General features: G+C 40.4%; 23 protein-coding genes and 1 other annotated feature. Of the genes, 11 read left to right on the top strand and 12 right to left on the bottom strand.

The annotated features are described in order from the left end of the window. Positions 1-112: 112 nt before the first annotated feature. Positions 113-355, top strand: a binding site (T-box leader). A 50-nt stretch (positions 356-405) separates the two neighbouring features. From AB3Y88_RS07850 to AB3Y88_RS07840, 3 genes are read left to right on the top strand one after another with little or no spacing between them, the layout of a single operon-like run. After that, positions 406-1,521 (top strand): 5-methyltetrahydropteroyltriglutamate--homocysteine S-methyltransferase, encoded by a 1,116-nt coding sequence (locus AB3Y88_RS07850; RefSeq protein WP_228888797.1) that lies wholly within the window; start codon positions 406-408, stop codon positions 1,519-1,521. Positions 1,522-1,558: 37 nt separating this feature from the next. Further along, positions 1,559-2,899 carry an APC family permease gene (locus AB3Y88_RS07845; protein ID WP_228888794.1) on the top strand — a complete coding sequence of 447 codons (1,341 nt, stop codon included), beginning with the start codon at positions 1,559-1,561 and terminating at the stop codon, positions 2,897-2,899. Between the two features lie 19 nt (positions 2,900-2,918). Further along, a complete protein-coding gene (locus tag AB3Y88_RS07840; protein ID WP_228888791.1) occupies positions 2,919-3,704 on the top strand; it encodes a cyclase family protein in 786 nt (261 codons plus the stop codon). Between the two features lie 416 nt (positions 3,705-4,120). Here the strand turns inward: AB3Y88_RS07840 and AB3Y88_RS07835 are convergent, their stop codons facing one another. After that, the gene (locus tag AB3Y88_RS07835) at positions 4,121-5,875 is read right to left on the bottom strand and encodes an MFS transporter (RefSeq protein ID WP_228888789.1); all 1,755 of its coding nucleotides are present in this window, start codon (positions 5,873-5,875) and stop codon (positions 4,121-4,123) included. Between the two features lie 189 nt (positions 5,876-6,064). Between AB3Y88_RS07835 and AB3Y88_RS07830 the strand changes: the two genes are divergently transcribed. From AB3Y88_RS07830 to argF, 7 genes are all read left to right on the top strand, one after another. After that, on the top strand, positions 6,065-6,619 hold the full coding sequence (locus AB3Y88_RS07830; RefSeq protein WP_228888786.1) for a TetR/AcrR family transcriptional regulator: 555 nt from the start codon (positions 6,065-6,067) through the stop codon (positions 6,617-6,619). A 131-nt stretch (positions 6,620-6,750) separates the two neighbouring features. Then, positions 6,751-7,329: a TIGR00730 family Rossman fold protein gene (locus tag AB3Y88_RS07825; RefSeq protein WP_228888781.1), complete on the top strand. Its 579-nt coding sequence runs from the start codon at positions 6,751-6,753 to the stop codon at positions 7,327-7,329. Between the two features lie 542 nt (positions 7,330-7,871). Further along, positions 7,872-8,903: an N-acetyl-gamma-glutamyl-phosphate reductase gene (gene argC, locus AB3Y88_RS07820; protein WP_228888778.1), complete on the top strand. Its 1,032-nt coding sequence runs from the start codon at positions 7,872-7,874 to the stop codon at positions 8,901-8,903. 14 nt (positions 8,904-8,917) lie between these two features. Then, positions 8,918-10,120 carry a bifunctional glutamate N-acetyltransferase/amino-acid acetyltransferase ArgJ gene (gene argJ / locus AB3Y88_RS07815; RefSeq protein ID WP_056960432.1) on the top strand — a complete coding sequence of 401 codons (1,203 nt, stop codon included), beginning with the start codon at positions 8,918-8,920 and terminating at the stop codon, positions 10,118-10,120. 36 nt (positions 10,121-10,156) lie between these two features. After that, a complete protein-coding gene (gene argB / locus AB3Y88_RS07810) occupies positions 10,157-10,930 on the top strand; it encodes an acetylglutamate kinase (protein ID WP_056960433.1) in 774 nt (257 codons plus the stop codon). After that, a complete protein-coding gene (locus AB3Y88_RS07805) occupies positions 10,905-12,056 on the top strand; it encodes an acetylornithine transaminase (RefSeq protein WP_056960625.1) in 1,152 nt (383 codons plus the stop codon). The genes argB and AB3Y88_RS07805 overlap by 26 nt, the downstream gene beginning before the upstream one ends. Positions 12,057-12,067: 11 nt before the next feature. Further along, positions 12,068-13,087 (top strand): ornithine carbamoyltransferase, encoded by a 1,020-nt coding sequence (gene argF, locus AB3Y88_RS07800; RefSeq protein ID WP_054757206.1) that lies wholly within the window; start codon positions 12,068-12,070, stop codon positions 13,085-13,087. A gap of 95 nt (positions 13,088-13,182) precedes the next feature. Here the strand turns inward: argF and AB3Y88_RS07795 are convergent, their stop codons facing one another. The 11 genes from AB3Y88_RS07795 to AB3Y88_RS07745 all read right to left on the bottom strand — a co-directional run bounded on the left by AB3Y88_RS07795 (position 13,183) and on the right by AB3Y88_RS07745 (position 21,852). After that, entirely contained in the window at positions 13,183-14,550 is a 1,368-nt protein-coding gene (locus AB3Y88_RS07795) for an FAD-binding oxidoreductase (protein ID WP_228888775.1), read from the bottom strand. Positions 14,551-14,934: 384 nt separating this feature from the next. Further along, entirely contained in the window at positions 14,935-15,429 is a 495-nt protein-coding gene (locus AB3Y88_RS07790; RefSeq protein WP_056960438.1) for an ECF transporter S component, read from the bottom strand. Positions 15,430-15,528: 99 nt separating this feature from the next. Further along, positions 15,529-16,371: a PfkB family carbohydrate kinase gene (locus tag AB3Y88_RS07785; RefSeq protein ID WP_261909464.1), complete on the bottom strand. Its 843-nt coding sequence runs from the start codon at positions 16,369-16,371 to the stop codon at positions 15,529-15,531. A 378-nt stretch (positions 16,372-16,749) separates the two neighbouring features. Next, entirely contained in the window at positions 16,750-16,896 is a 147-nt protein-coding gene (locus tag AB3Y88_RS07780; RefSeq protein WP_156653485.1) for a hypothetical protein, read from the bottom strand. 36 nt (positions 16,897-16,932) lie between these two features. Beyond that, positions 16,933-17,055: a hypothetical protein gene (locus AB3Y88_RS07775; protein ID WP_261907551.1), complete on the bottom strand. Its 123-nt coding sequence runs from the start codon at positions 17,053-17,055 to the stop codon at positions 16,933-16,935. Between the two features lie 103 nt (positions 17,056-17,158). After that, positions 17,159-18,070 (bottom strand): hypothetical protein, encoded by a 912-nt coding sequence (locus AB3Y88_RS07770; RefSeq protein WP_228888762.1) that lies wholly within the window; start codon positions 18,068-18,070, stop codon positions 17,159-17,161. A gap of 214 nt (positions 18,071-18,284) precedes the next feature. Further along, positions 18,285-18,992: an MIP/aquaporin family protein gene (locus AB3Y88_RS07765; RefSeq protein WP_228888760.1), complete on the bottom strand. Its 708-nt coding sequence runs from the start codon at positions 18,990-18,992 to the stop codon at positions 18,285-18,287. A 13-nt stretch (positions 18,993-19,005) separates the two neighbouring features. Continuing rightward, the gene (gene dhaM, locus AB3Y88_RS07760) at positions 19,006-19,380 is read right to left on the bottom strand and encodes a dihydroxyacetone kinase phosphoryl donor subunit DhaM (protein WP_056960444.1); all 375 of its coding nucleotides are present in this window, start codon (positions 19,378-19,380) and stop codon (positions 19,006-19,008) included. Continuing rightward, on the bottom strand, positions 19,377-19,961 hold the full coding sequence (gene dhaL / locus AB3Y88_RS07755; protein ID WP_056960446.1) for a dihydroxyacetone kinase subunit DhaL: 585 nt from the start codon (positions 19,959-19,961) through the stop codon (positions 19,377-19,379). The genes dhaM and dhaL overlap by 4 nt, the downstream gene beginning before the upstream one ends. A gap of 27 nt (positions 19,962-19,988) precedes the next feature. Beyond that, positions 19,989-20,984: a dihydroxyacetone kinase subunit DhaK gene (gene dhaK / locus AB3Y88_RS07750; RefSeq protein WP_228888758.1), complete on the bottom strand. Its 996-nt coding sequence runs from the start codon at positions 20,982-20,984 to the stop codon at positions 19,989-19,991. Between the two features lie 151 nt (positions 20,985-21,135). After that, on the bottom strand, positions 21,136-21,852 hold the full coding sequence (locus AB3Y88_RS07745; RefSeq protein WP_228888841.1) for a demethylmenaquinone methyltransferase: 717 nt from the start codon (positions 21,850-21,852) through the stop codon (positions 21,136-21,138). A 304-nt stretch (positions 21,853-22,156) separates the two neighbouring features. Here AB3Y88_RS07745 and AB3Y88_RS07740 point away from each other — a divergent pair, with 304 nt between their 5' ends. After that, positions 22,157-23,743 (top strand): polysaccharide biosynthesis protein, encoded by a 1,587-nt coding sequence (locus AB3Y88_RS07740; protein ID WP_228888756.1) that lies wholly within the window; start codon positions 22,157-22,159, stop codon positions 23,741-23,743. Positions 23,744-24,008: the final 265 nt, after the last annotated feature.

Raw genomic sequence — 24,008 nt, 5'->3', positions numbered from 1 at the left:
TCTTTTCAGTTTTTTCATAGTTACCGTAATCTTACTATTTTTCAACTCAGCTCTTGACAAATATTTTTTCTGAGTATAAACTGTTGAAACAATGATAAGAAAATAATAATTTTTTAATGCGATGAAAAGATAAGTAGTTATCAAATTTGTGCTCAGAGAATCCATATTTTGATGAAAGTGGATGACAATGTGATGATGAAAATGGTCTTGGAGCAATTCATGTTCGAGCTTTAAGTAAGAACCTGTTGTTTGGTATACATTACCATACCAGAGTATAGCTCACGCTGTACTTTCAGAGTTGTCTAATGTGAATTAGGCAAAAAATAAGGTGGTACCGCGACCAGTCGTCCTTGGAATTTATCAATTCCAGGGATTTTTTTTGCACAAAATTTAAGGAGGAAAGCTATGACAGTCAACAATCAAGTAAAGCTGCCAGCAAGGTACGACATCGTAGGCAGTTATCTGCGCCCTGAAAGTTTAAAGCAAGCTCGTGCTGCTTTACAAGAAAACAAAATCACTCGTGCAGAACTTACTCAAATCGAGAATGAGGAAATTAAACATTTGGTCGATACACAAGTAGCATTAGGCTTGAAAGCAGTCACTGATGGTGAATTTCGCCGTAGTTGGTGGCATTTAGATTTTTTTGATGGCTTGAATGGTGCTCACTTTTTCGAACCAGCGCATGGTTTTATCTTTAACGGTCAAGAAACTCGCAAAGGCGGTATTAGGCTCACCGACAAGCTTTCTTACAATCCAAAACATCCCTTTTTTACTGGTTTTGAATACCTTAGCAAACTAGTTCCTGATGGTGTCCTTGCAAAACAGACTATTCCTAGTCCTTCTGTTCTTTTCCCTAATGAAGATGCAGAAATTTTTGATGAACATTATGCACATGACTTTGAATCCTTTTTGCAAGACGAAATTATTACTTACCAAAAAACAATTCAGCATTTCTATGATCTTGGTTGTCGCTATCTCCAAATTGACGATACTTCGTGGGGAATGTGGGCTAGTTTTTCCAAAGAAACTATTAATCCAGCTTTGAAACCTCTCTGTGAAGCTGCAGTGCGTGCTATTAATGCAATTGCAGACAACAAACCGGATGATTTAATTTTGACAATGCATATTTGCCGAGGAAACTATGCTTCAAATTGGGCTGGTGCTGGTGCTTATAATCCAGTTGCTGATTACCTTGCACAACTGCATATTGACGGTTTTTTTCTTGAATACGATGATGAGCGTTCCGGTGGTTTTGAACCTTTAGAAAAAATTGCTGCTAATAACCGGAATCAGGCAATTGTCCTCGGCTTGGTTACCACCAAGTTACCTGAACTTGAAGAAAAAATATTACTAGAAAAGCGTATCAAATTAGCTAGTGAATATGCTGACTTGGATAATCTATACTTATCCCCTCAATGTGGGTTCGCTTCGACCGAAGAAGGAAACCATTTAAGCACAGAAGACCAATGGAAAAAAATAGAATTGGTCATTAAAACCGCACAGACTGTATGGCAAAAATAGTACTTTTAACACTACTTTAAGAAATGAGGCCTGTTTTATGGAAGCAAACATTGATTCAAAATTGAAAGTCAGTCTAACTACCAAAGATTTATTAATATATGGGATCACTTTTATGATCCCTGTTGCCCCGCTAGCTTTTTATGGTTCATTCTTACAACCTGCTAATGGCATGGTTTCATTAGCCTATTTTATTGGAATGGTCGCAATGCTTTTTACAGGGTTTAGCTATGCAACTATGTCGTCTACATTCCCTTATTCTGGTTCTGTTTATACCTATGTTCAACAAGGAACTAATGCTGGATTAGGTTTTATTGGTGGCTGGGGGATTACCCTCGATTACTTTCTGATTCCGGCAATCACATATCTAATAAGCCAATCTTTTGGGGAGTCATTGCTCCCTTGGGTTCCTGGATGGGTCTGGATTATCGTATTAGTAATATTCAATACTTGGATTAACATTCTTGGATCCAACATTGTTACCAAGATCAGTTGGATTTTATTTGGACTTCAGGCAATCGTCTTAGGTGCTTTTATATTGGGAACACTTCGCTTGTTAATTACTGGGGCTATCCAGCCACACGTAATTTCATGGTATAATCCAACCCATTTCAATATTTCAGGCGTACTTCAAGCAACAGGAATCGTAATTGTAAGTTACCTAGGCTTTGATGCTATCAGCACTCTTTCAGAGGAAGCTGAAAATCCCAGACATTCGGTGGGACGTGCAATTATTTTCTCAATTATCGCTATTGGTCTATTATTTGTAATTGTCACAACACTAGCCGGTTTTGTCGCTCCTGCTTACCAAAATCTTAATCCTGATACTGCCTTTTTGAGAATTCTACAACAAGTTGGAGGCACATGGTTGGTAAAGCTAGCTGATATTACAATTATTCTCTCTTTTGGTTTTGCTAGTGGACAAGAGGGTCAGACTGCAATTTCTCGTATTTTGTACGCAATGGGTCGGGATGGAATTCTCCCTAATTCTCTGGCTAAATTGCATAAAAATTACAAAACACCAACTAATGCCATAGTACTTGTCGGAATCATTTCCTTAATAATCTCATTGACTTTGTCACAGACAACTGTTTCCAATCTAGTAAGCTTTGGTGCATTATTTGGTTTTATCTTGTTAAATTTATCTGTTATCTGGAAATTCTACATTAAAGGGGACCATAGCTCTTTACTTTCATTTATCAAATATGCCATTTCTCCTTTTATTGGTTTTGCAGTAAGTACTTGGATTTTTTTAAGTTTGTCAATTGATGCTAAAATTTTAGGCGCCATTTGGATCTTTTTAGGACTTGGAATATTAATTACCAAAACTCGTTTTTTTAAGACAAAAACACCCAGCCTTGATTTTTCAAACAAAAATTAGTTTTTAGGAGGAATTTTAAATGACAATTACAAACACAAAAATTATAAAAACAGCGAGAGAGGATAACTCCTCTCGCAACTTGAGCAAGGTTGTCTCTGAATTAAAAACGTTTAACTGGATTGATTTAACTCATTCATTTGGTCCTGAAAGTCCCCGATTCCCGGCGTTCGCTAAACCTAACTTCAAAACTATCTTTACCCATGCAGACGGTTTTTTCGTAAAAGAATATACATTTGCAGGCCAAATTGGAACTCATATTGATCCTCCAATTCATTTTGATGCCCACCAAAATAAATATATTGAAGATCTTTCTCTAAAAGACCTTGTTCTTCCGCTAGTAGTAATTGATAAATCACAAGACGTAAAAAACAATCCTGATTCTTCTTTAACGGTTGCTGACATCCAAAAATGGGAACGGAAATACGGAAAAATTCCAGAAAATTCATTTGTTGCACTTAGAACTGATTGGGGAAAAAGGTGGCCTAGTCAAGAAAAATTTGAAAACAAGGACAATGCTGGACAAGACCATTACCCCGCATGGGACTTAGATGCACTTAAATATGTTTACGAGCAACGTGGTATTACTGCCAATGGTCACGAAACATTTGACACTGATACCGCTGTTAAACAAGAAAATGGTTTAGTTGGTGAGTTCTATGTCCTTTCTCACGGACACTATCAAGTAGAACTATTAAACAATTTAGATCTTGTTCCAGCTACCGGAGCATATATTTTCATTTCAGTTCCTAAAGCAGAAAAAGCTCCAGGATTTCCAGTACGAGCTTTTGCGGTAGTACCTGACTAATTAGTCTGTAGCTGTTTTTTCTCCACAGAAAAAACTAGCACAAATATTTAAAGTCTATGAGCATAATTGAAGGTTGCTGACTATTTGAAGCACATCTATCCGCACCTTTTAAACTAGAAGGGGCTGTGACAAAAGTTAAATTTTGTCACAGCCCCTCTTTCATTCCGGATAAACGTGTTCCATAAGTCAAAATTCTCCGTCTAACTTCGAATTACTCATAGCAAAGTACTCGCTATGTTCGTAATTTCGAGTTAGCACTCAAATTTTCCCGACTTATGTCACATTCTCTTGTATATCTAAGTTATTTAACTATTAATTACAGTGTTATTCAAAGTACTAAAAAAATTCTAAACTCAAAGCTCTGCACTTTATGTTTCCTCAATCCATTTTCAGCAAAGTCCAGATTTCCCACTTTTTCACGCTGCTTCCCGGCCTTTTCGGCGGAACTTAAAAATTGGTAATAATAACAAAGCGCCAAATGGAAGCCACAGCATACTGCCATAAACATGCAAAAATGCCTGATCTAGTTGTGTTCTAAGGTGTTGCTTAAGCCGCTTTACCAATTTTGCCAGTTGTGTGTTTATCTGAGTTTCTTTTTGGTGTACTTTTTGTCGAACTGCACGTGAAACAAGTGTCTTAATTTTCACTTTAACTGCTACTGGCAATAGGGCTGCTTGAATTCCCTTTTGCTGCGCAATTTTTGTGAGTTGTTCTTGATATTCTTTTTGAGCTAGAGCCGCTGAAACTGAATTTGCAATTTTGAGCTGGGGTAGTTTAACAGTTTTAGTCGTTTGACTAACGCTGTCACTATTCGGATTAAGTCGTTGTTGGATTTTTGCCTGCACTCTTGTTCTTGCTGCTGCAGAGACCGCCAGCGTTTGTGTCTGTCTGACTGCAAAATGCAGCGTATTATCTTTTGCCAACCGCAGATTACTAGTCAAAATAGAGGTAAAAATTGCGATTGCTAAAATCATCCCAACTTGACGCAAAACATTTGCGACACTTTGTGAAGCGGTCAAAAGTCCACCATGAAAATCTGCAACCGCAAGGATATTTGCCGTTGCCGCAACTAACCCATACCCTATTCCCAAAATAATATCAGCCAGAATTAATTCATTATAATTTGGACTGACATCTAAATTTGCAAGCAAATAATAGCTGACACCAATTAAAATAAACCCTCCGCCAATTAATAGCTTATTATTTACCTTTTTTACTGCTAGTGAAGTTAAAATCACCGAGAACATTACCGCGATTGAATAGGGTGTAATCAATAACGCCGCCTTCAATTCACTCTCACCATAGACACGTGTTAAAAAGGTTGGTATCAAAACTGCCATTCCGCCAAGAAAATAATTACATAGAATTAACGCAATTCCGGCACCATTGAAGTTACGACTCTTAAAAAGGCTCAGCTCAATCATTGGATGCTGCTGACGATACTCTAAAATCATAAAAAGTATGAAAAATATTACAGCTGCAACCAGTAAACCAATTATTGAAAACGACTGCCAGCCCCAATGATTCCCTTCGATCAGTCCCAACGACAACGAAAACAGCATGGCCATGCTCACAAGTGCCCCTAACCAATCAATCGCTGCTTTACTTGTAGCTTCGTTGCGCAGTGGCAGGACAAAGGTAAATAAGACTAAGGTTAACATGACTAACGGCACGTTTATTAAGAAAACCCAGCGCCAGCCAAAATACTGCGAAACAATCCCACCAATAGTAGGTCCCAAAGCCACTGCGAGTCCTTGAACTCCTGCTAATGCAGCCACAACTTTATTGCGTGTGCTTTGATCACTTTTTTCCAAACCAATCACCATGCTCGTAGGAACAATACTAGCTGCACCAATACTTTGGACTGCTCGTGCAACAAGCATAAACGGTAAGTTAGTTGCCAGACCGGATAAAAGAGAGCCCAATCCAAAAACTAATAATCCACTAAAGACAAACTTATTACGGCCAAGCCTTTCAGCCAAACGACCAAATGGAATTATTAAAGTTGCAAAAACAATCGTATAAACATTCAACGTCCATGATAAATTAGTCAGACTTTCATTAAATGCAGTCTGAATTTCGGGCAAGATAATCGTCATAATTGAAACATCCATCATACATAGCAAATTTGCCAGTAATAAAACCGGCAGAAAATACCTTGTTTTATTCATTATATAAAACCCTCCAGAATAAATTCTTTTGGGTTAGCATGCTAAACCATTTTGACACACCTGAGTCACATGTGCGCACATGTGACACCTAGGCTAATTTCTATTATAATAGTCATAGAATCATAAAACTAGACTTAGGCCTAAAGTGCTACAATCACTATCCCTTTGTGACAACAGGAGAAATTAAGAATGAATGGACAAGCACGCTTAGCAGCACAGTCAAGAAAATGGCTATTAGAAGCTTTATTCGAATTATTAAAACAGCGAGACTACTCCGCCATCACCGTCAAGGACATTGCAGAAACCGCCCAGCTCTCACGGCGTACTTTTTATCGTGCTTTCAAAAATAAAGACGAGTTGCTCAAATATTATGGCGAACATGTCATGCAGCGGTACTTAGCCGCACTGCAGCAGCATGAAGACATTAATCTGACTTTTGAACAAGTTCTCAGGGTGTTCTTTAATTTCTGGTGGCAAGAACGTCAACAAATCAAGCTGCTCATCCAACAGAATCTTTTCATTAGTCTGTTGCCGACAATCGTCCCACAGTCTTTTCACTTGTATGAACTCTTTGATGCCCCATGGCATATTCAAGGAACACCGCAAGAAATTAACTATATTATGAGTTTTTCAGTCGCTGGTTTTTGGAATATTTTAAACACTTGGCTGGCAAAAGAGGACCCCGAAGAGCCCGCAGAGATGGTGAAAATACTCTTAAAGGCTATTCATAAATTAAAATCTTAAAACCCATCGATTCGTTTCTGAAAATAAACTTAAGCCGTTTACCTTCTTTTTTTAACTTCAAAACAGGCATTCTCAATGATATCATTACGCGAAAAGTGCTCTTAATTAACATGATGTGAGAAGGAAAATTAATGAAAAAAATAGCTGTTTATTGTGGTGCCTCAACCGGAAATGACCCTGTATATCAAAAAGCTACGCTCAAGCTAGGAAGTTACCTAGCAAATCATGATCTTGAATTAGTATATGGTGGCGGCGGGGTCGGTCTAATGGGATTGCTTGCAAATGAAGTCCTTAATGCTGGCGGTAAAGTTCATGGTGTGATGCCCAAAGAACTTGTCGCTCGTGGAGCAGCCTTTAGCAAGCTCACGGATCTCAAAGTAGTTGAGAACATGGCGCTTAGAAAACAAACCATGTTGTCACTCGCAGATGCTTGTTTGGCCTTACCTGGTGGTCCAGGAACTCTTGAAGAAATTATTGAGGCATTTTCTTGGGCACGTTTGGGAGACAATCCTAATCCTTGTGTTTTTTACAATGTGCAGGGTTATTATGATCCTTTGAAGGCGATGTTTGATGAAATGACGGCTAAAGACTTTTTAACAGTAACGGATCGAAAAAAGCTGCTGTTTTCTGATTCTTTAACTGAGATTTTTGATTTTATGGCTGCTTATGTTCCACCTGAGATCAGAACGTATTCAAAGGCGGGTAGATAGAAGTGCCGACAAGCACCGTTAGACTTTGAGCACTAACATCAAATTGCAAAACTCTGTCCTCCATCGCGCAATTTTTAGCTAGGCGTCAAAAACTGGTGGATGGAACTACAACAGCAAGCCTTAAACATTAACTCCAACCTAAAACTAAGGGGCTGTGACAAAAGTTAACTTTTGTCACAGCCCCTCTTTTATTCCGGATAAACGTGTTCCATAAGTCAAAATTCTCCGTCTAACTTCGAATTACTCATAGCAAAGTACTCACGATGTTCGTAATTTCGAGTTAGTACTCAAATTTTCTCGACTTTGTACTGCCTTAAAAAAGAAATCTAGTTTAAATTACGCTGTATAAATCCGCACCTTAAGCTTAAAGCTTTTCGTATCTAATATACATTAATTAACTAATATAGTCATATTTATTCATAAAAATAGCTTTTTTACGTTTTTTTATTAAAAAAGTATTGAAATCACATTTTGAATCAGTTATAGTAAACAACAACAAATTGAATTTTTATTCAAAAAAAATGAATCTGGAAGGTGAGTAAATGCGTGTTGGTATTTTAGGTGCTACCGGTTATAGCGGGGCCGTCCTTTTTTCGCTATTGAAGCAGCATCCTCAAGTTACAGAAATTGATCTTTACGGTCATGAAGGACAAAGTACAGCCCGACGCTTGCTCGCAGATGAAATCCCAGCATTTTCAAACGCCGCACTTCCAATCGTTCCTTTTGTGCCACAAGATATTATGGCAACAACTGACTGCCTCTTTTGTGCAACTCCGGCAGGGATCACTAAAAATTTGATGGAACCGTTCATTGCACAAAACTTTCCTGTGATCGATTTATCAGGAGATTATCGTTTGAAAGATCCGACACAATATGAAAAATGGTATCACAAAAAAGCTGCCCCATCGCATCTACTGAAAGAAGCTGAGTACGGGCTAAGTGAGTTCCTCACTCATCCAGGTCATTACATTGCCAATCCCGGCTGTTATGCAACTGCAACTTTGCTAGGACTTGCACCACTTGCATTAAAGAAATTAATTGAACCAACTTCAATTATTGTTGATGCAAAATCTGGAATTTCAGGTGCTGGTAAAAAACTAAGCGCTACTAGTCACTATACTTTTATAAATGAAAATGCATGCTTATACAAAATCAACGAGCATCAACATATTCCAGAAATTATGCAGCAGTTGCAGCAATGGAATGCAGCAATTCCAGCCATTCAATTTACGACCACGCTGATTCCGATCACGCGCGGTATCATGGTCACTATTTACGCAAAAGCGGCAGCCGGTTTAACCGCGACACAAATCCAAGCGGCTTATGCACAAGTTTTTGCTCAAAGTCCTTTTGTTCGCCTGCGTAACCATGGCTTTCCAACTATTCAAGATGTCAAAGGTTCGAACTATTGCGATATTGGCTACAATTACAATCCAAAGACCAACACCATCACAGTTGTTGCAACCATCGATAACCTTTTAAAAGGTGCTGCTGGTCAAGCTGTTCAAAATTTCAATAAACTATCCGGTTTCACAGAAACTGCAGGTTTACCAGAATTGCCAAGTTTTCCCTAGAAAGAGATGAGCATATGCAAAAAATAAAGACTTTTACTGAACAAGAATTTTCCTGGCCGCACGACTTTTACAGCGATGGCACTAATTGCGGATTGCGGACTGGACGCCCAGATTTGGGTTGGATCTATTCGAAGACTCCCGCACATGCCGCCGGGGTCTATACAACAAATCGTTTTTGTGCAGCCCCTACCAAACTTACAAAGCAGCTCATCACGCAAAACCAGCTGCTTCAATGTGTCTTAATGAACAGTGTAATCGCAAATTCCTTCACTGGTGCTCAAGGAGTGGCCGCTGTCCAGGCGGAACAACAAGCTGTCGCAACTAAACTTGGAATTGCTCCCGAATTAGTTGGAGTAGCTTCTACAGGATTAATTGGAGCTTACTTGCCGCTCCACAAAATTACTCAAGGAATCACGCAGCTTGAGTTAACCAAGAAAACGACTGTGACACGTGCAGTCTTAACAACTGATACGCACCCCAAAACTTGTTGCGTCACGATAAAGATTGCAGGCCAGCCGTGCACAATTACTGGTTTTGCCAAAGGCTCTGGTATGATTCATCCTAAGATGGCGACCATGCTCGCCTTTATAACAACGGATGCTGCAATTGAAGCTGCAACACTGCAGTCATTACTGAGCGAATTAACGACTTCAACTTTCAACCAGATCACTGTTGATGGTGATACCTCAACAAACGATATGGTAGTCACTTTAGCCAATGGAGCTAGCAAAACTCCTCTCCTTACACCAACATCCCCTGATTTTGCTAACTTTAAAGCCGCTTATCACCATGTCTTAAAAAGCCTGGCCCAGCAAATCGCAGCAGATGGCGAAGGCGCAACTAAATTAGTTGAAGCAAATGTAGCCTCTGCTAAAACTGCTGCCGAAGCGCAAGCGGTAGCAAAAGCAGTGGTAGGTTCAAATCTTGTTAAGGCTGCGCTTTTTGGTGCAGATCCCAACTGGGGCAGAATTATCAGTACTTTAGGGGCAACTTCCGCGTCCTTTTCACCCGACAAGATTGACTTGTCATTAAATGGACATCTTTTAATCCAACAAAGCCAGCCGCTTTCTTTTGACAAAGAACTTGTCAGCCAGAGTCTGCAAAAAGACAAAGTCTACATTAACCTTGAACTGCATGCAGGCCAAGCCAGCGGTCAGGCCTGGGGTTGTGATCTAACCTATGATTACGTTAAAATCAATGCCTCTTACAGCAGCTAAACACTATCTTAAATATTATCTAGAAAGGAGCAGAAAATGGAAAATTTAATTGTGATTAAAATCGGCGGAAATACGCTTTCGCAGTTGCAGCCGAGTTTTTTTCAGCAGCTTCAATGCTGGCGGAAACAAAATAAAAAAATCCTCCTATTGCATGGTGGCGGTACAAAAATCACCGAATTATCGCATCAGTTGAATCTGCCTGTTCGTAAAATCAATGGAATTCGCGTCACAGATGAACAGGTACTTGAGGTTACGCGTCTTGTCCTCTTGGGAAGAACACAGCCACTTTTGCTCCAGCAATTAGCTGTAAATTCATTACCTGCATTAGGTCTAAACGCCGCCGACCAGTTTCTGCTTCGCGGTTCTTTCTTAGATAAGCAACGTTATGGCTTCGTCGGTAAAATCGTTCAAGTTAATTCAAGTTTGCTGGAACATCTCTTAGCAGAACAAATTGGTGTTTTAGCTCCGCTGGCACTTTCAACGGCTGGCCAATGGCTAAATGTCAACGGTGACAGTGCGGCGGCTGCAATTGCCAGCCTACTGGGCGCAAAACAACTCTATCTAATGACTGATGTTCCAGGCGTCCTCAAAGCTGGCCAAGTTTTGCCGACACTGAATCGTAAAACTGCACAGTACTTGCAAGCAGCACATGTCATTACAACGGGAATGCAACCTAAGATTCAAGCCGCCTTTCATGCAGTCGATACTGGTGTAAACCAAGTTCAAATCACCGATCACTTTTATCACTCTGGAACAAAGATCACACAGGAGGGAGTAAACAATGATGAATTCACTTTTTCAAACCTATAAACGTTTTCCTTTTGAAATTGTCAAAGGACAAGAAACCACACTAACTGACAATTCTGGCAAAGAATATCTCGACCTGACAAGCGGAATTGGTGTCTGCAATCTAGGCTACAGTGCAACTGCAGTCAAACAAGCTGTCAGTTCCCAATTAGACAAGATTTGGCATACTTCCAATCTGTATGAAAGTAGCCTGCAAGAAAAGGTTGCCGAATTACTTACAGTTGGAACCAACAAGAAAGTCTTTTTCTGCAACTCAGGCACCGAAGCTAATGAAGCCGCATTAAAATTAGCACGCAAGGCCACCGGTAAAAAAAAGGTGCTCGCTTTTGACCACTCATTTCATGGACGGACATATGGCTCCCTTTCGCTAACCGGCAATGAAACAATTAAAACCGGTTTCGGTCCATTAGTGCCAGATATCGCCTTTGCCACTTATAATGATTTTGCTGCACTAGCTCAAATCACCTCAGATCTAGCTGCTGTAATTTTAGAAGTTATCCAAGGAGAAGGCGGAATTGTTAACGGTAATCCAAAATGGCTGCACGCCATTGCACAAAAATGCCATGACTTGGGTGTATTGCTGATTATCGATGAAGTCCAAAGTGGGATGGGCAGAACCGGTAAGCTTTTCGCCTATCAGCATTATGAGCTTGATCCCGATATCGTTACTGTTGCTAAAGGTCTGGCAAATGGCCTACCGGTGGGTGCCATGATCGGCAAAGAAAACTTAGCATCTGCTTTTGGTCCAGGAAGCCACGGAACAACTTTTGGGGGAAATCCGCTGGCAATGGCCGCAGCTGCAGCTGTTTTGGAAACTTTAGACGCCGCTTTTCTTGAGGCAGTACAACAAAAAGCGAGCTTCTTTTGGTACTATCTTGAAAAAGATCTTGCCCCACTTGCCGAAGTTACTGCTCTTTCTGGTAAAGGACTCATGGTAGGAATTCACCTGAAAAAGGAATTACCCGTCGAAAATGTAATTACCGCTCTGCAACATGCAGGATTATTAACACTTTCTTCCCGTGATAATACGCTTCGCTTATTGCCTCCACTTGTCATCACTGGCTCTGAGTTGCTTAAAAGTCTTGAAATAATCAAGAATGTTTTACAAAATATGACCGTGAGTCAGTAAGGAGAAAAAATATGAATCATTTTTTTGGAAGTTCATTTCTCAAAGAAACCGATTTTTCAGCAGCAGAACTAAATTATCTAATTGATTTTGCAATCCATTTAAAACATTTGAAACAACAAAATATCTCTCATCACTATTTAGCAGGGCGCAATATCGCTCTTTTATTCGAAAAGCCTTCGACAAGGACACGTTCCGCTTTTACAGTTGCAGCCTGTGACCTAGGTGCACATCCTGAATTCTTAGGTAAAGATGACATTCAACTAGGGAGTAAGGAATCTGTCGCTGATACTGCAGCTGTTTTAGGAAGCATGTTCGATGGAATTGAATTTCGCGGTTTCAAACAGCAGACCGTTGAACAACTTGCCGCTAAAAGCGGCGTTCCCGTTTGGAATGGCTTGACAGACACGTGGCACCCTACCCAAATGATCGCCGATTTTATGACACTGAAAGAACATTTTGGACGACTTCAAGGATTAACTTTGACCTATGTCGGTGATGGTCGCAACAATGTTGCCAACAGCCTTTTAGTAACAGGAGCACTTTTGGGAGTGAACGTTCACATCGCTGCTCCCGCGACACTGCAACCCACAGCAGCTGTGCAGGCCTTGGCAAACCAAGCGGCTGCTAAAAGCGGAGCCCAATTACTGCTGAGTACTGATCCAGCTGCTGCCGTTAAAGGTGCAGATGCACTTTATACCGATGTCTGGATCTCAATGGGCGAAAAAGTCGATGTCGCCAAAAGAATTGAACAACTACTCCCATATCAAATAAACAAGCAGCTTCTCCAGCAAACCGGTCAAGAATCAACAATTGTCATGCACTGCCTACCTGCCTTTCATGACGATCAAACGCTTGTCGGTAAAAAACTGGCAGCTCAATTCAAGCTGTCTGCTTTAGAAATTACAGACCAGGTCTTCAGCAGTTCTCAATCCGTGGTTTTCGCAGAAGCAGAAAACCGGATGCACGCTATTAAAGCGATTATGGCCGCAACTCTTGGAAATCTTTTCATTCCGACAAATTTTTTTGAATAATTCCATCCATATAAAAACAGCTTGCATCACTAAAGACTCAAGGAGTCCGAATTTTGCAAGCTGCTTTTATTCTTTTAAATTTTTCACAAAAATTCTCAGACCTTACGTCCGGGATTCAGAATATTATTAGGATCAAACGTATGCTTTACCTTTTTTTGTAATGTCACTAACTGTTGTCCTAATTGTGGCAAAACCCATTCATCTTTCAGGTCACCAATTCCATGTTCGGCAGAAATCGTTCCTCCAATTGACTGAACATAGGCAAAAATTTTCTTAATAGCCGCCTTAACATCTGCAGGAATGGCATTTAACTCACGTGGAATAGCAATATTAGGATGAAAATTTCCGTCTCCTGCATGTCCGCCGAGGAAAGCCTTGACTGGTGTCTGGAATGTCAATTGATCAACAAATTCAGCTAATGCCGGTAATTTTGAGAGCGGAACTGCCACATCTTCAACTATTAAACGACCATACGCTGCCTCTGCTTGATAATAGTCTTGGCGAATTTTGATAATCTTCTGGGCGTAGTCCTTTTCTGTGGTAACCGATACGTGCAGTGCATTGTTTTCATGGAGTATCTTTTTGAGCGCCTCAACCGCACCTTGGGGAGTTACATCAAGTTGAAAAATTAATAACGCTGCTGCGTTCCCTTTTCCTAAATCTGTTTGTTCCAGTCGATCCAAGGCTTCAATGGAAGTACTATTCAGTGCCTCCATCAAAGAAGGTGCCAAGCCGCTTGCAGAAATTTTTTCAACTGCAACACTAAGTTCCTTCATACTGGCAAAAGTAGCTAAACCCGTAGTCGGTGTGCCAAAAGGCAATGGTAAGATCCTGACAGTGGCTTCCACAATAATCCCTAATGTTCCTTCAGAACCCACAAAAAGGTCGGTTAAATCATAACCAACATTGTCTTTGAAGCAGCGGCTCCCCATTTCAACAAGTGAACCGTCTGCAAGTACTACTTTGAGTCCAATGACAGATTGTTTGGTAGTCCCATACTTTAAAGAACTCATGCCGCCTGCGTCAGTAGCGATGTTCCCACCAACTGAACTGATTGGCTTCGATCCCGGATCAGGTGCAAAAAAGTAGCCTTGCTGCCGCACTTGGGCATCGAGTACACCATTCAAGACCCCCGCTTGTACGATTGCATATTGATCTGGAATATTGATCTCAATAATTTCATTCAAACCTGAAAGATCAAGGACAATTCCTTCATTTTGACCTGCTGAACCATTAACAATTGAGGTCCCTGCTCCAAAAGCTGTAACAGCAATTCTTCGTTCATTGGCATAGCGCAAAACCGCCTGCACATCCGCGATGCTTTTTACACGAACTACGGCAGCCGGCGTATTGCCATCAATAATCTCTTGGGTATATTTATTCTGTCCATATTCTTTTCTAATTGTTAACTCAGTTTCAAGTTTTCCATCTGGTAAAACGAGTTTTTCAATCTCAGTTGCCATTTTTTTCGCTTCTTTCTGATGATTAGTTGTGACAGCTAGCGTTTGCCGCCGTAGACTAAGGTTCAAATTACAAAGTAACCCGGGCTTGGTTACACGTAATTTAGCCTTAGACATAGGCGGGGGCTGGCTGGAACACGATTACAATTAGTTGTGACAGTCAGCGTTTGCCGCCGTAAACTAAGGTTCAAATTACAAAGTAACCCGGGCTTGGTTACACGTAATTTAGCCTTAGACATAGGCGGGGGCTGGCTGGAACACGATTACAATTAGTTGTGACAGTCAGCGTTTGCCGCCGTAGACTAAGGTTCAAATTACAAAGGCACAAATTACGAACGCTTCCTGTTGAGGTTACGTTCGTAGCTTAATTTCTTTGAGTGTTATTTGCTACCTACTACTAAAAACACGACTGCCTAAACGATAGTAAACCGGCAATGCTACAAATGCGCCCGCAAACCCTTGGACGATGTTTAAAGGAACTCCCACAATCCCAGTAGCAAAAGTATACATCAAACTATCACTAAGCAGATAACCGCCAACCATTACAACTATGCCGACAAATAAACCAATCCATGCTGAATATTTGGTCGCACGTTCTCCAATTCTTCCAGCTAAATACCCTTCGAGTCCATGAACTACAAGCGAAAAGAGCATATATTGCGGGAAGCCCGAGATTAAGTCTAATAATAGTCCGCTAAGTCCGCCTACAAGCGCACCGGCAGAACGCCCCAATAATAATGCAGCAATGAAAATTCCAGCATCACATAAGTTAATATTACCATGTGTCATGGGTAATGGTATCAAAAAAATTCGCGCAATACCCACATTGACTGCAATTAAAATTGCTAACAAGATTACTCTTTTTAATCCATTTTGTTTCATTTTTGGCCCCCCTAGTCACAAAACACAACTCTCATCTTAGACTAATCATTTTGTAATTTTAACTGTTATTGTAGCATTAATTAACATAATGTAAACTGCTTATTTCTGCTTTTTAGTAAGTAGTTCCCTTATCAGCGGTGCTATTTTCAACCCATATTGCCTTGGCCTTTTTGCATGTACAACTTGTTGTAAAGCATTATAGGTTACTTGAGTCGCAGTGCAAACGGCTTGCGTGAGTGAAGCTCCATTCCAAAGCTGGCCAGTTAGAACAGCTGCAAAGGCATCCCCACTCCCATAAAAATGACCTTTCATCTGAGGTAAAAAGAAATGTTTTACTTCACCATTTTCAAGCCACGCACATCCAATCCGATCATCCGTGCGAATGCCCGTGATGACTGCACGTCCAGTTGGTTTCATTAACAATTGGATTTTTTGCAATAATTGCTTTTGCTGTATCACAGTTGGCTTTTCCAGATACCTTTCTCCAGTTAAAAAACATGCTTCCGTTACATTCGGAGTGCTAAAATCTGCATGTCTGAGTAATTTAATGGTGCGGTGCACTTGATTAGCTGTTAATTCTGGATAAAAAAGCCCTTCATCAGCCAGCACCGGATCGATTATAACTAACTTCAAGGGAACCTTTGTCAAAAACGCATGTAAAATTTTACTAACTTCTTCACTGTCAATATAGCCTAATAAAGCTCCATGCAATGGCACGTGCTGGTCTTGCCAGTGTTTCAAGGTGGCAGCAATCCAAGAAGCGGTTGCAAGCTTTACAGGCACTCCAAAGCCTTCACTTTGTGTTGACATAATTCCAGTTGGGAGGAGCGCAACTGGCACATCTTGTGCAGCTAATATGGGGTATGCGGCAGTCGTTGATAATCCACCAAGCGCGGATAGATCTTCTGCCACCACCAGATACCCCTTCTCAGTTTCTCCCATCTTCTTTAACCCTCCTGTCAAAAAACATATACCCTTCTTCAAGCTTACTTTTATCTTTAAAGTATACATAATTAAAATAAAAATAAAAGTGGAAGTGCAACTGCGACTAGCAAACTTTGAGGACCAACAATTATGTACCATAACCGGATTTTGAAGAACGGTAATTTGAGGTTTACGCAAGGGCTATGACAAACAAAAAGGCTGTGACAAAAGTTAAATTTTGTCGCAGCCCCTCTTTTATTCCGGATAAACGTGTTCCATAAGTCAAAATTCTCCGTCTAACTGCGAATTACTCATAGCAAAGTACTCGCTCTGTTCGTAATTTCGAGTTAGTACTCAAATTTTCCCGACTTATGTCACATTCTCTTTTTTTAAATTCTAATTATTTTTATGAAGAAGATCTTGCAACTTATCACCAAAACTGTCGATCTTCTTAGAAGCAAACACAGTCACACCGATCAAAACGCCCCCCACGATCAATGTACTTGCTACCATAAATTTAAAAATTGCCTTCAAAGCTTCCACAATAATTCCCCCTTTTTCCTTAGTAACCGCAATTTTTTAGTGACCTTTACGTTTGCGCCTTTCGCCTAACTCCTTGCTAATTGCTAGCAAAAGTTGTCCGAGAGAAAGAAGCAAAGACAGTTTCGTCCAAAAACTAATTCGATTACTTGTTCTTTTCACAACTGCGCCTCCATTCTTTCCCCTAAGTTCTATTCTAATTATAGGTGAAAGCGATCTCTAATAGCTAGTAATATGAATTGGAAACACTGCGTATCCTGCTTAATCAGAATTTTTGTTTATTTGTTAACAACGTCCGTACACCAATTGCAAGTCCGCCAACAATTGCTAAGATAAAAAAAAGTTTCTTTCCGTCTTGTTGATCAGTTTGCTTTGGAGCCTGCCGCTGCTGGGTACTAGTTGAAACTACTTGACTACTGGTTCCCGTCGAACTTGCTGCAGCCTTCGCTAGCGTACTGGCACTTGTGACTGCAAATGTCTGCGGCGCTTCTTTTTGCGTGCTTTCAGCTTGGGCAACAACCGCATCTTCCTGCTTGTCAAATACTTTTGCAGCCATCGCAGAACCTAATGTCGCTTTAAAAGTGCTACTACCTGTTGTAGCAGAAACTGTGCTAGTCAACTGACTGCTTTTTGTACTCTCACTCTCCAGCACAGCTGAAGCTTGACTGCTTTGCATCGTTGAGTCGCTGGTTGGGGCAGTCGTAGTCCTGCTATCAGGGATAATTGCAGCCGCGGATGATGCCGCAGCAGCCGGTTGTGGCAATTCAGTGGTATCGAAAATCATTAAAAAATGTACGCTTTTTACTTGTCCTGCAACGCTTGTCTGTAGTTGACCTTCAAGCGGAGCACTGAAATCTTGGACCAAAAAGGAAACCTGCGGCGTGTGTCCCGCTTCCGTCTTCGCTGGTAATTGCAGTTGTTGCCCATTAATAGTCAGGCTTGAAAGCACATCTTCTTTGTTTAAATCTAAGGTCACAATATAACGATCCTGGGTAACAACAATTTTTGCATTCCCCGTGAAAAAGTTGCTTGCATCTGAGTGTTGTTTATTGTCAAAATCTTCAATTTGGTAGCTCACTTGCAGTGCTGTTGTTTGGCTTTCAGCTGCTTTGACAAGTGAACCTCCTGATAAAAATATAACCATTGTCAGCAGCATTACTGCTATTTTCTTGTTCATTTCCCTATCCTTGCTTTAAAGCTCTTTTATTTTTTGTAAAAAACTAACTTTCAAAAGTATATCATTAACTAACCGCTGGCACCCTACTAATTTTCAATTTTTCAAAACACATGCAAATAGGCCGCCCGCTTTTTTCAACCTGCGCTAATATCGCAAAGGTGAAAAAAGCGAACGACCCACTCGAATTTTAAAATTACTGCTTAAAAATTAAATTCTAAATTAAAACAGCTTCCAATCCTGCTGCCAAAATTCCTCCCACAAGCGGTCCGAGAAAAGGTACCCAGGCATACGACCAGTTAGGATCGGTTTTATTTGGTACAGGCAAAACTGTATAGGCAAACCGTGGTGCCCAGTCACGTGCAGGATTAAGCGCAAAACCGGTTGTGCCCCCCAGCGCTTGTCCAACCACTGTAATTAATAATCCCACAATCACAGGTTTTAGCCCCTGCGTAAAATCACCTAGGTTCAATAAGGTGAAGATAAATGCACAAGTTGCGATCACTTCACTCAGAAAATTAAAAGTTGGATTTTTAATTGCAGGAGCGGTTGCAAAAATTCCAACCATATTGCCATCTGCAGCAGTTTTCGTGGCTTTAAAATGCGGGTAATACTGAATAATAACGATTACCGCTCCAATAAAAGCACCTAAAAACTGACCCAGCAGGTATGGAAAAACTTCATTCCAAGGGAAAAAGCCAAAGACTGCAAAGCCAATTGTGACTGCAGGATTTAAGTGCCCTTGCGAACCAAAGTGACCAGCAACGTAAACACCAAAAGTAACTGCCATACCCCAAGCCAGTGAGATAAACATCCAATTCTGTGCATGCGCATATGTCTTCTTCAAGTTAACTCCAGCGCCACAACCAACACCAAAAATTATTAAAACTGCTGTCCCCAGCAATTCTCCCCAAAAACCTTCCATATCGCCATCCTCCTTATTTGATCTTCAAAGGTGCCAACTGCTTTTCAATCTCTGTCAACGGTACATCCGCCTGCAAGAGAGTGGCAGCTGTATACGCCCCTTCAAGCAGCGCCGTATCATAAAGGTGAACCTTTTTATCAGACATTTCGATTGCAAGTTCGAGGTTCATCTTCGCACTACCAAGGTCATAGAATGCCAGTAACTCAGCTGCCTCATTTTGCTCGAAAGCAGTCACAATCTTCGTGGCACTTGTTCCAACTTCTCCTGCGTCAGTACCGCCTGCAAACGTAAGCGCTACGTCCGCGGCAACTTGTTCCAGCAAGCGTGGAATCCCAGCCGCTATTTCTGGTACATGAGAAACAATTACGATTCCGATCTTTTTGGTCATTTTACACCTCCTGCTGCGATAAAGGTCTCAAACAGATACCCGCTCGACATCGCCCCTGGATCAAGATGACCCACCGAACGTTCTCCCAAATATGATGCTCTTCCTTTACGCGCAATCATTTCTTTTGTACTTGCAACTGCCTGCTTAATTTGTTCAGTTCCAAAACTCCCGTCAGTAAGTGCCTTTACAGTTGGGGCCCAGACGTCAACCATTGTCTTGTCGCCTTCTTTGGCCCCGCCGCGTTTCTTAATTCCCTCTAACGCAGCTGCAAACAAGATAGCCGGTTCTTGTGATTCGTCACATTTTTTCGCCATTTCTAAAAAAGCCGTTCCATATAAAGGCCCAGAAGCTCCACCCACTTTGCTAATCAATGCCATTGCAATCGTTCTTAGTGTTTCTTTTAGCGTTGGATCCTTGAGTTTAGCCAAACTGTCTTTAACGCCATCGACGCCGCGTTTCATATTGTTACCATGGTCGCCGTCACCGATCGGAGTATCTAACTCACTTAAGTACGCTTTTTCCTGATCAATTTGAGCATAAAAAAGTTCCATCCATTTTTTCGTTAATTCAACTGTCAGCATTCCTGCTTCCTCCTTTGCCTACTACGTTTACCAAGCAACAGTTGCAACTGGATAATTCAGATATTCAAGCCACTTTTGCTCTGATAATTCAAAAATAGTCAGCGAAATCCCTGCCATATCAATTGACGTCATGTAATTTCCAACCTTGGTAAAGACCGGCGTAATGTTTTTTTCAGCTAATTTATTTAAAACATCATGGCTGAAAATATATTGTTCCATCAAAGGTGTTGCGCCCATCCCATTTATCAAAAGTGCGTACTGATGGGTTGCATCCAAATGCTGAACTTCATCGATTTTAGAAAGCAGTTCAGCCACCAACTCCTTGGAAGGCTTGATCTTTTCACGTCGATATCCAGGTTCACTATGAATTCCAACCCCATATTCAATCTCATCGTCTGCTAACTCAAAACCAGGCTTCCCCACTTCCGGAACAGTTGCCGCAGATAATGCAACCGCAATTGTACTAATATGGGGCAAAGCTTTTTTAGCCAGCGTCTCAAGTTCGTCCAGGCTTGCACCTTGATCTGCTGCAGCTCCTAGCAGCTTATGCATAAGTACAGTGCCAGCAACTCCTCTTTTTCCTTGTGTATATAAGCTGTTTTCAACGGCAATATCATCATCAACAATGATCTCTTTGACCGCAATTCCATCCATTTCGGCCATATCACGTGCCATTTCAAAATTCATAACATCCCCAGAGTAATTCTTGATTACCAGAAAAACTCCTTTACCCTGATTAACCGCTTTAATTGCTGCATAAATCTGATCTGGAGTTGGTGAGGTAAAGACCTGCCCACAAACTGCCGCACTCAACATGCCTTTGCCTACAAAACCTGCATGTGTCGGTTCATGTCCGCTGCCACCGCCACTAACGAGTCCAACTTTTCCCTTCATTGATGCTTGGTCACTGCGAACCACTGCTTCTGTTTCCGGAATCTGCTTCAAATACTCTGGATACGAGCGTACAAGCCCATCGACCATCTCAGGAACAACGTCTTGTGGACTGTTGATAATTTTTTTCATTTCCTTCACTACTCCTTCTAAATAAACTTGAGCCCGTAAAAGTATACGCTTACAAAGAATGCTATCTAAAACATCCTTCCATCTAAATTTTTACCATAAACAGCCCCAATAAAACAGTAAAATGACTCACTATCATGTCAATTTTTTACCTTTAATGCACCTTATATCCAATGTGTAAAGCGCCTGCGCCTAAATTAAAAAGTTCGTATTCAACATTCTGTGCCCCAGCAGCAATAAACATTGCTTTCAACTGCTGCGGCGTTGCAAAACCGATTGCTGTTTTGTGCAAATAGTTATAATCACTGTAATTATTTCCTTTAAGTCTGGCAATCAGTGGAACCAGCTGCAGATACCCCTTCCAACCAAGCGTCACAATTGGATTAGTCGGATGTGATGTCTCTAGACAAGCAATCATCGCCCCAGGTTTCGCAACTCTGACCATTTCACGCAGAACCTGATTAGCATCCGGCACATTGCGTAACCCAAAACCAATTGTTACTACGTCAAAGTAATTATCCGGATAATTTAATTTCATGACGTTTCCCTGTACTAAAGTTACTTGTTTTTCCAACTGTGCCGCTCGTATCTTTTTTTTTGCAATTTTAAGCATTTCAGCACTAAAATCAATGCCGGTCACATGACCTTCTTTATCCGCAGCTTGCGCTAACAACGTAGTCCACGCACCCGTCCCGCAACACAAGTCCAGTGCCTGTGCTCCAGCTTTGATTGCCATCTTTTTCATTGTTTTTTCGCGCCATCTTTTTTGGGTCCCTAAACTGATCCAATCGTTCATCAGATCATACTGGGGCGCTACTCGATCAAACAGTGAATTTACTTGTTTTTCGGGTGTTTTATTTGTCAAAACCAATTGCAAAACCAACCTTTCTGTACGCTCATTGTGCTACTTTCCTGATGATAAGTGACGTTCAACAAAGTCCGCTTGCTTTATTGTACACCGAAGCAAGTCAATACCAAGACAAAGACTGGCAATAGACCTTTACATGCTTGTCTAAGCAGACTAAAATAAACTGAATGTTTTTAATGCTTAGATGCCTTCATGTCTTAATTTACTCAAATAAAAATCAGTCTAAATTATTATTTGAGTAACACAAGTTTTCTAAGAAAAGCGATCTTGAAATTAAAAATAAAAATTAAAAAACAGGTGTAATTTAGTGAACAAAAAAATTTTGTCAGGTTCCTTTTGGCTTTCATTTGGAAGTACTTTTTCCAAAGCATTAGGAGTCATTTATTTAATTCCGTGGTTATCCATGATGGGATCGGAACATAATATTAATGCAGCGCAAGCACTTTTTAACTCTACTTATAATATCTATGCAATTTTTTTATCGCTAGGAATGGCTGGTTTTCCTTCAGCTATTGCACGGCGAGTTGCCATGTACAATGGTAATCAAGAATTTGAAAATAGCAAAAAAATATTCAGGCTTGGACTCATTTTGATGGGTTTTTCAGGCTTTATTTTTGCAATCAGCTTGTACGCCAGTGCCCCTTTCTTTGCAAGAAATAGCCCCGTTGTTTCCCAACAAGCTTCAATTACCGCCATCAGAAGTATGACACCGGCCATCGCTATTTTGCCGTCAATGAGTGTCTTGCGCGGATGGTTTCAGGGCAATCAAGATCTGAAACCTTTTGGAATTTCACAGTTATGGGAACAACTCTTGCGCGTAATTTTCATTTTATCGTCTACTTATATTTTAATTTATAAGTTTCAAGTCGGTTACGTTGTAGCAGTCTATTTTAGTGTTTTCGCTGCGTTTATCGGCGCGCTTGCCAGTTACACATACTTGATTTGGCATTTCCACAAAATGCTGCCTAATTACCGTGAATTACAGAGAAATAGTAAAAAAGCTAATCTGCATAATCTGAAAAAAATTTTATTGCTGATCGCTTATGAGTCAATTCCTTTTGTGGTTGTGGGCGCCGGAATCAATCTTTGCCAAACAATCGATCAGCTTTTCTTCAAACAAATTTTACAAAATTTATTAAATTTTTCCGCCGAGTATACACAAAATATGTATACAGCTTTTTCTGCCAATCCGGCAAAAATCACCGCACTGGTGATCGCATTAGCGACCGCTGTAGCCGAAAGCAGCTTACCTTTACTAGCTGCTAAAAACTCAATAAACGATAAAAAAGGGGTGCAAAAACTTTTATCTGAAAATCTCAATTATTTATTTTTTATTCTTTTACCGATCACAATTGTTCTAAGCACGCTGTCACCAGAAATTAATGGTTTGTTTTACTTTTTCAGTAATCAAGGAGCTGCTTTCCTATTTTTTAATATCTGGCAAAGCGTTTTTATGGCGATTGCAATTAATGGCTTAACACTCCTACAGGCCCTGCATTATAGTAAAAAGGCAATGACATATCTACTAAGCGGTTTATTAGTGAAAATAATTTTGCAATTTCCGTTAGTTTACTGGCTGCAAGGGATGGGAGCAATTATTGCTACTGCAGTTGCTTTTTTGATGATTTGCCTGCTTACTTACCACAAACTTGGAAAACAATTTATTATTCATTTTTCTGCTTTATTTTCAATTTGCTTGTTTAACTTGGCATTCTTCTTCGGAGTCGTTTTTATTAAGTTGGGAAGTATGCATTTTTACATTCCTGACACCAAGTTAACCGCTTTTCTTTATGCTTGTAGCTTTAGCTGTCTTACGCTTCTAGCATACCTATTCTTCTCTAAAAAAATAGGCCTTACGGAAAAGGTTTTTAAGACCAACAAAACTGCGAACTAATTCAGCATTTATTTTTGAAACCAGCTTAAGTAGCCCTTTAAAAGTATTGCTTATCGATGACGGTGCTAAAATTTTCCTAACAGATAATTTAAAAATAAATTACACCCATAAATTCCGTGTTTTAAGTGTTACTGGCTGATTCACTTCTTTTAACATAGACCAACTTAACGCAATTCACCATTTTTACCACTCTTTTAGCATGACTACTAAAAAGGAAGCTTCTAGTATATTTCGCTAGCAGCTTCCTTACTTAACGATCATTCAA

Origin of the sequence: Liquorilactobacillus satsumensis (genome assembly GCF_964065465.1) — a bacterium.
Taxonomy (GTDB): domain Bacteria; phylum Bacillota; class Bacilli; order Lactobacillales; family Lactobacillaceae; genus Liquorilactobacillus; species Liquorilactobacillus satsumensis.
Note: the sequence above shows the minus strand (reverse complement) of the source record. Positions and strands in the feature narration are given on the sequence as shown.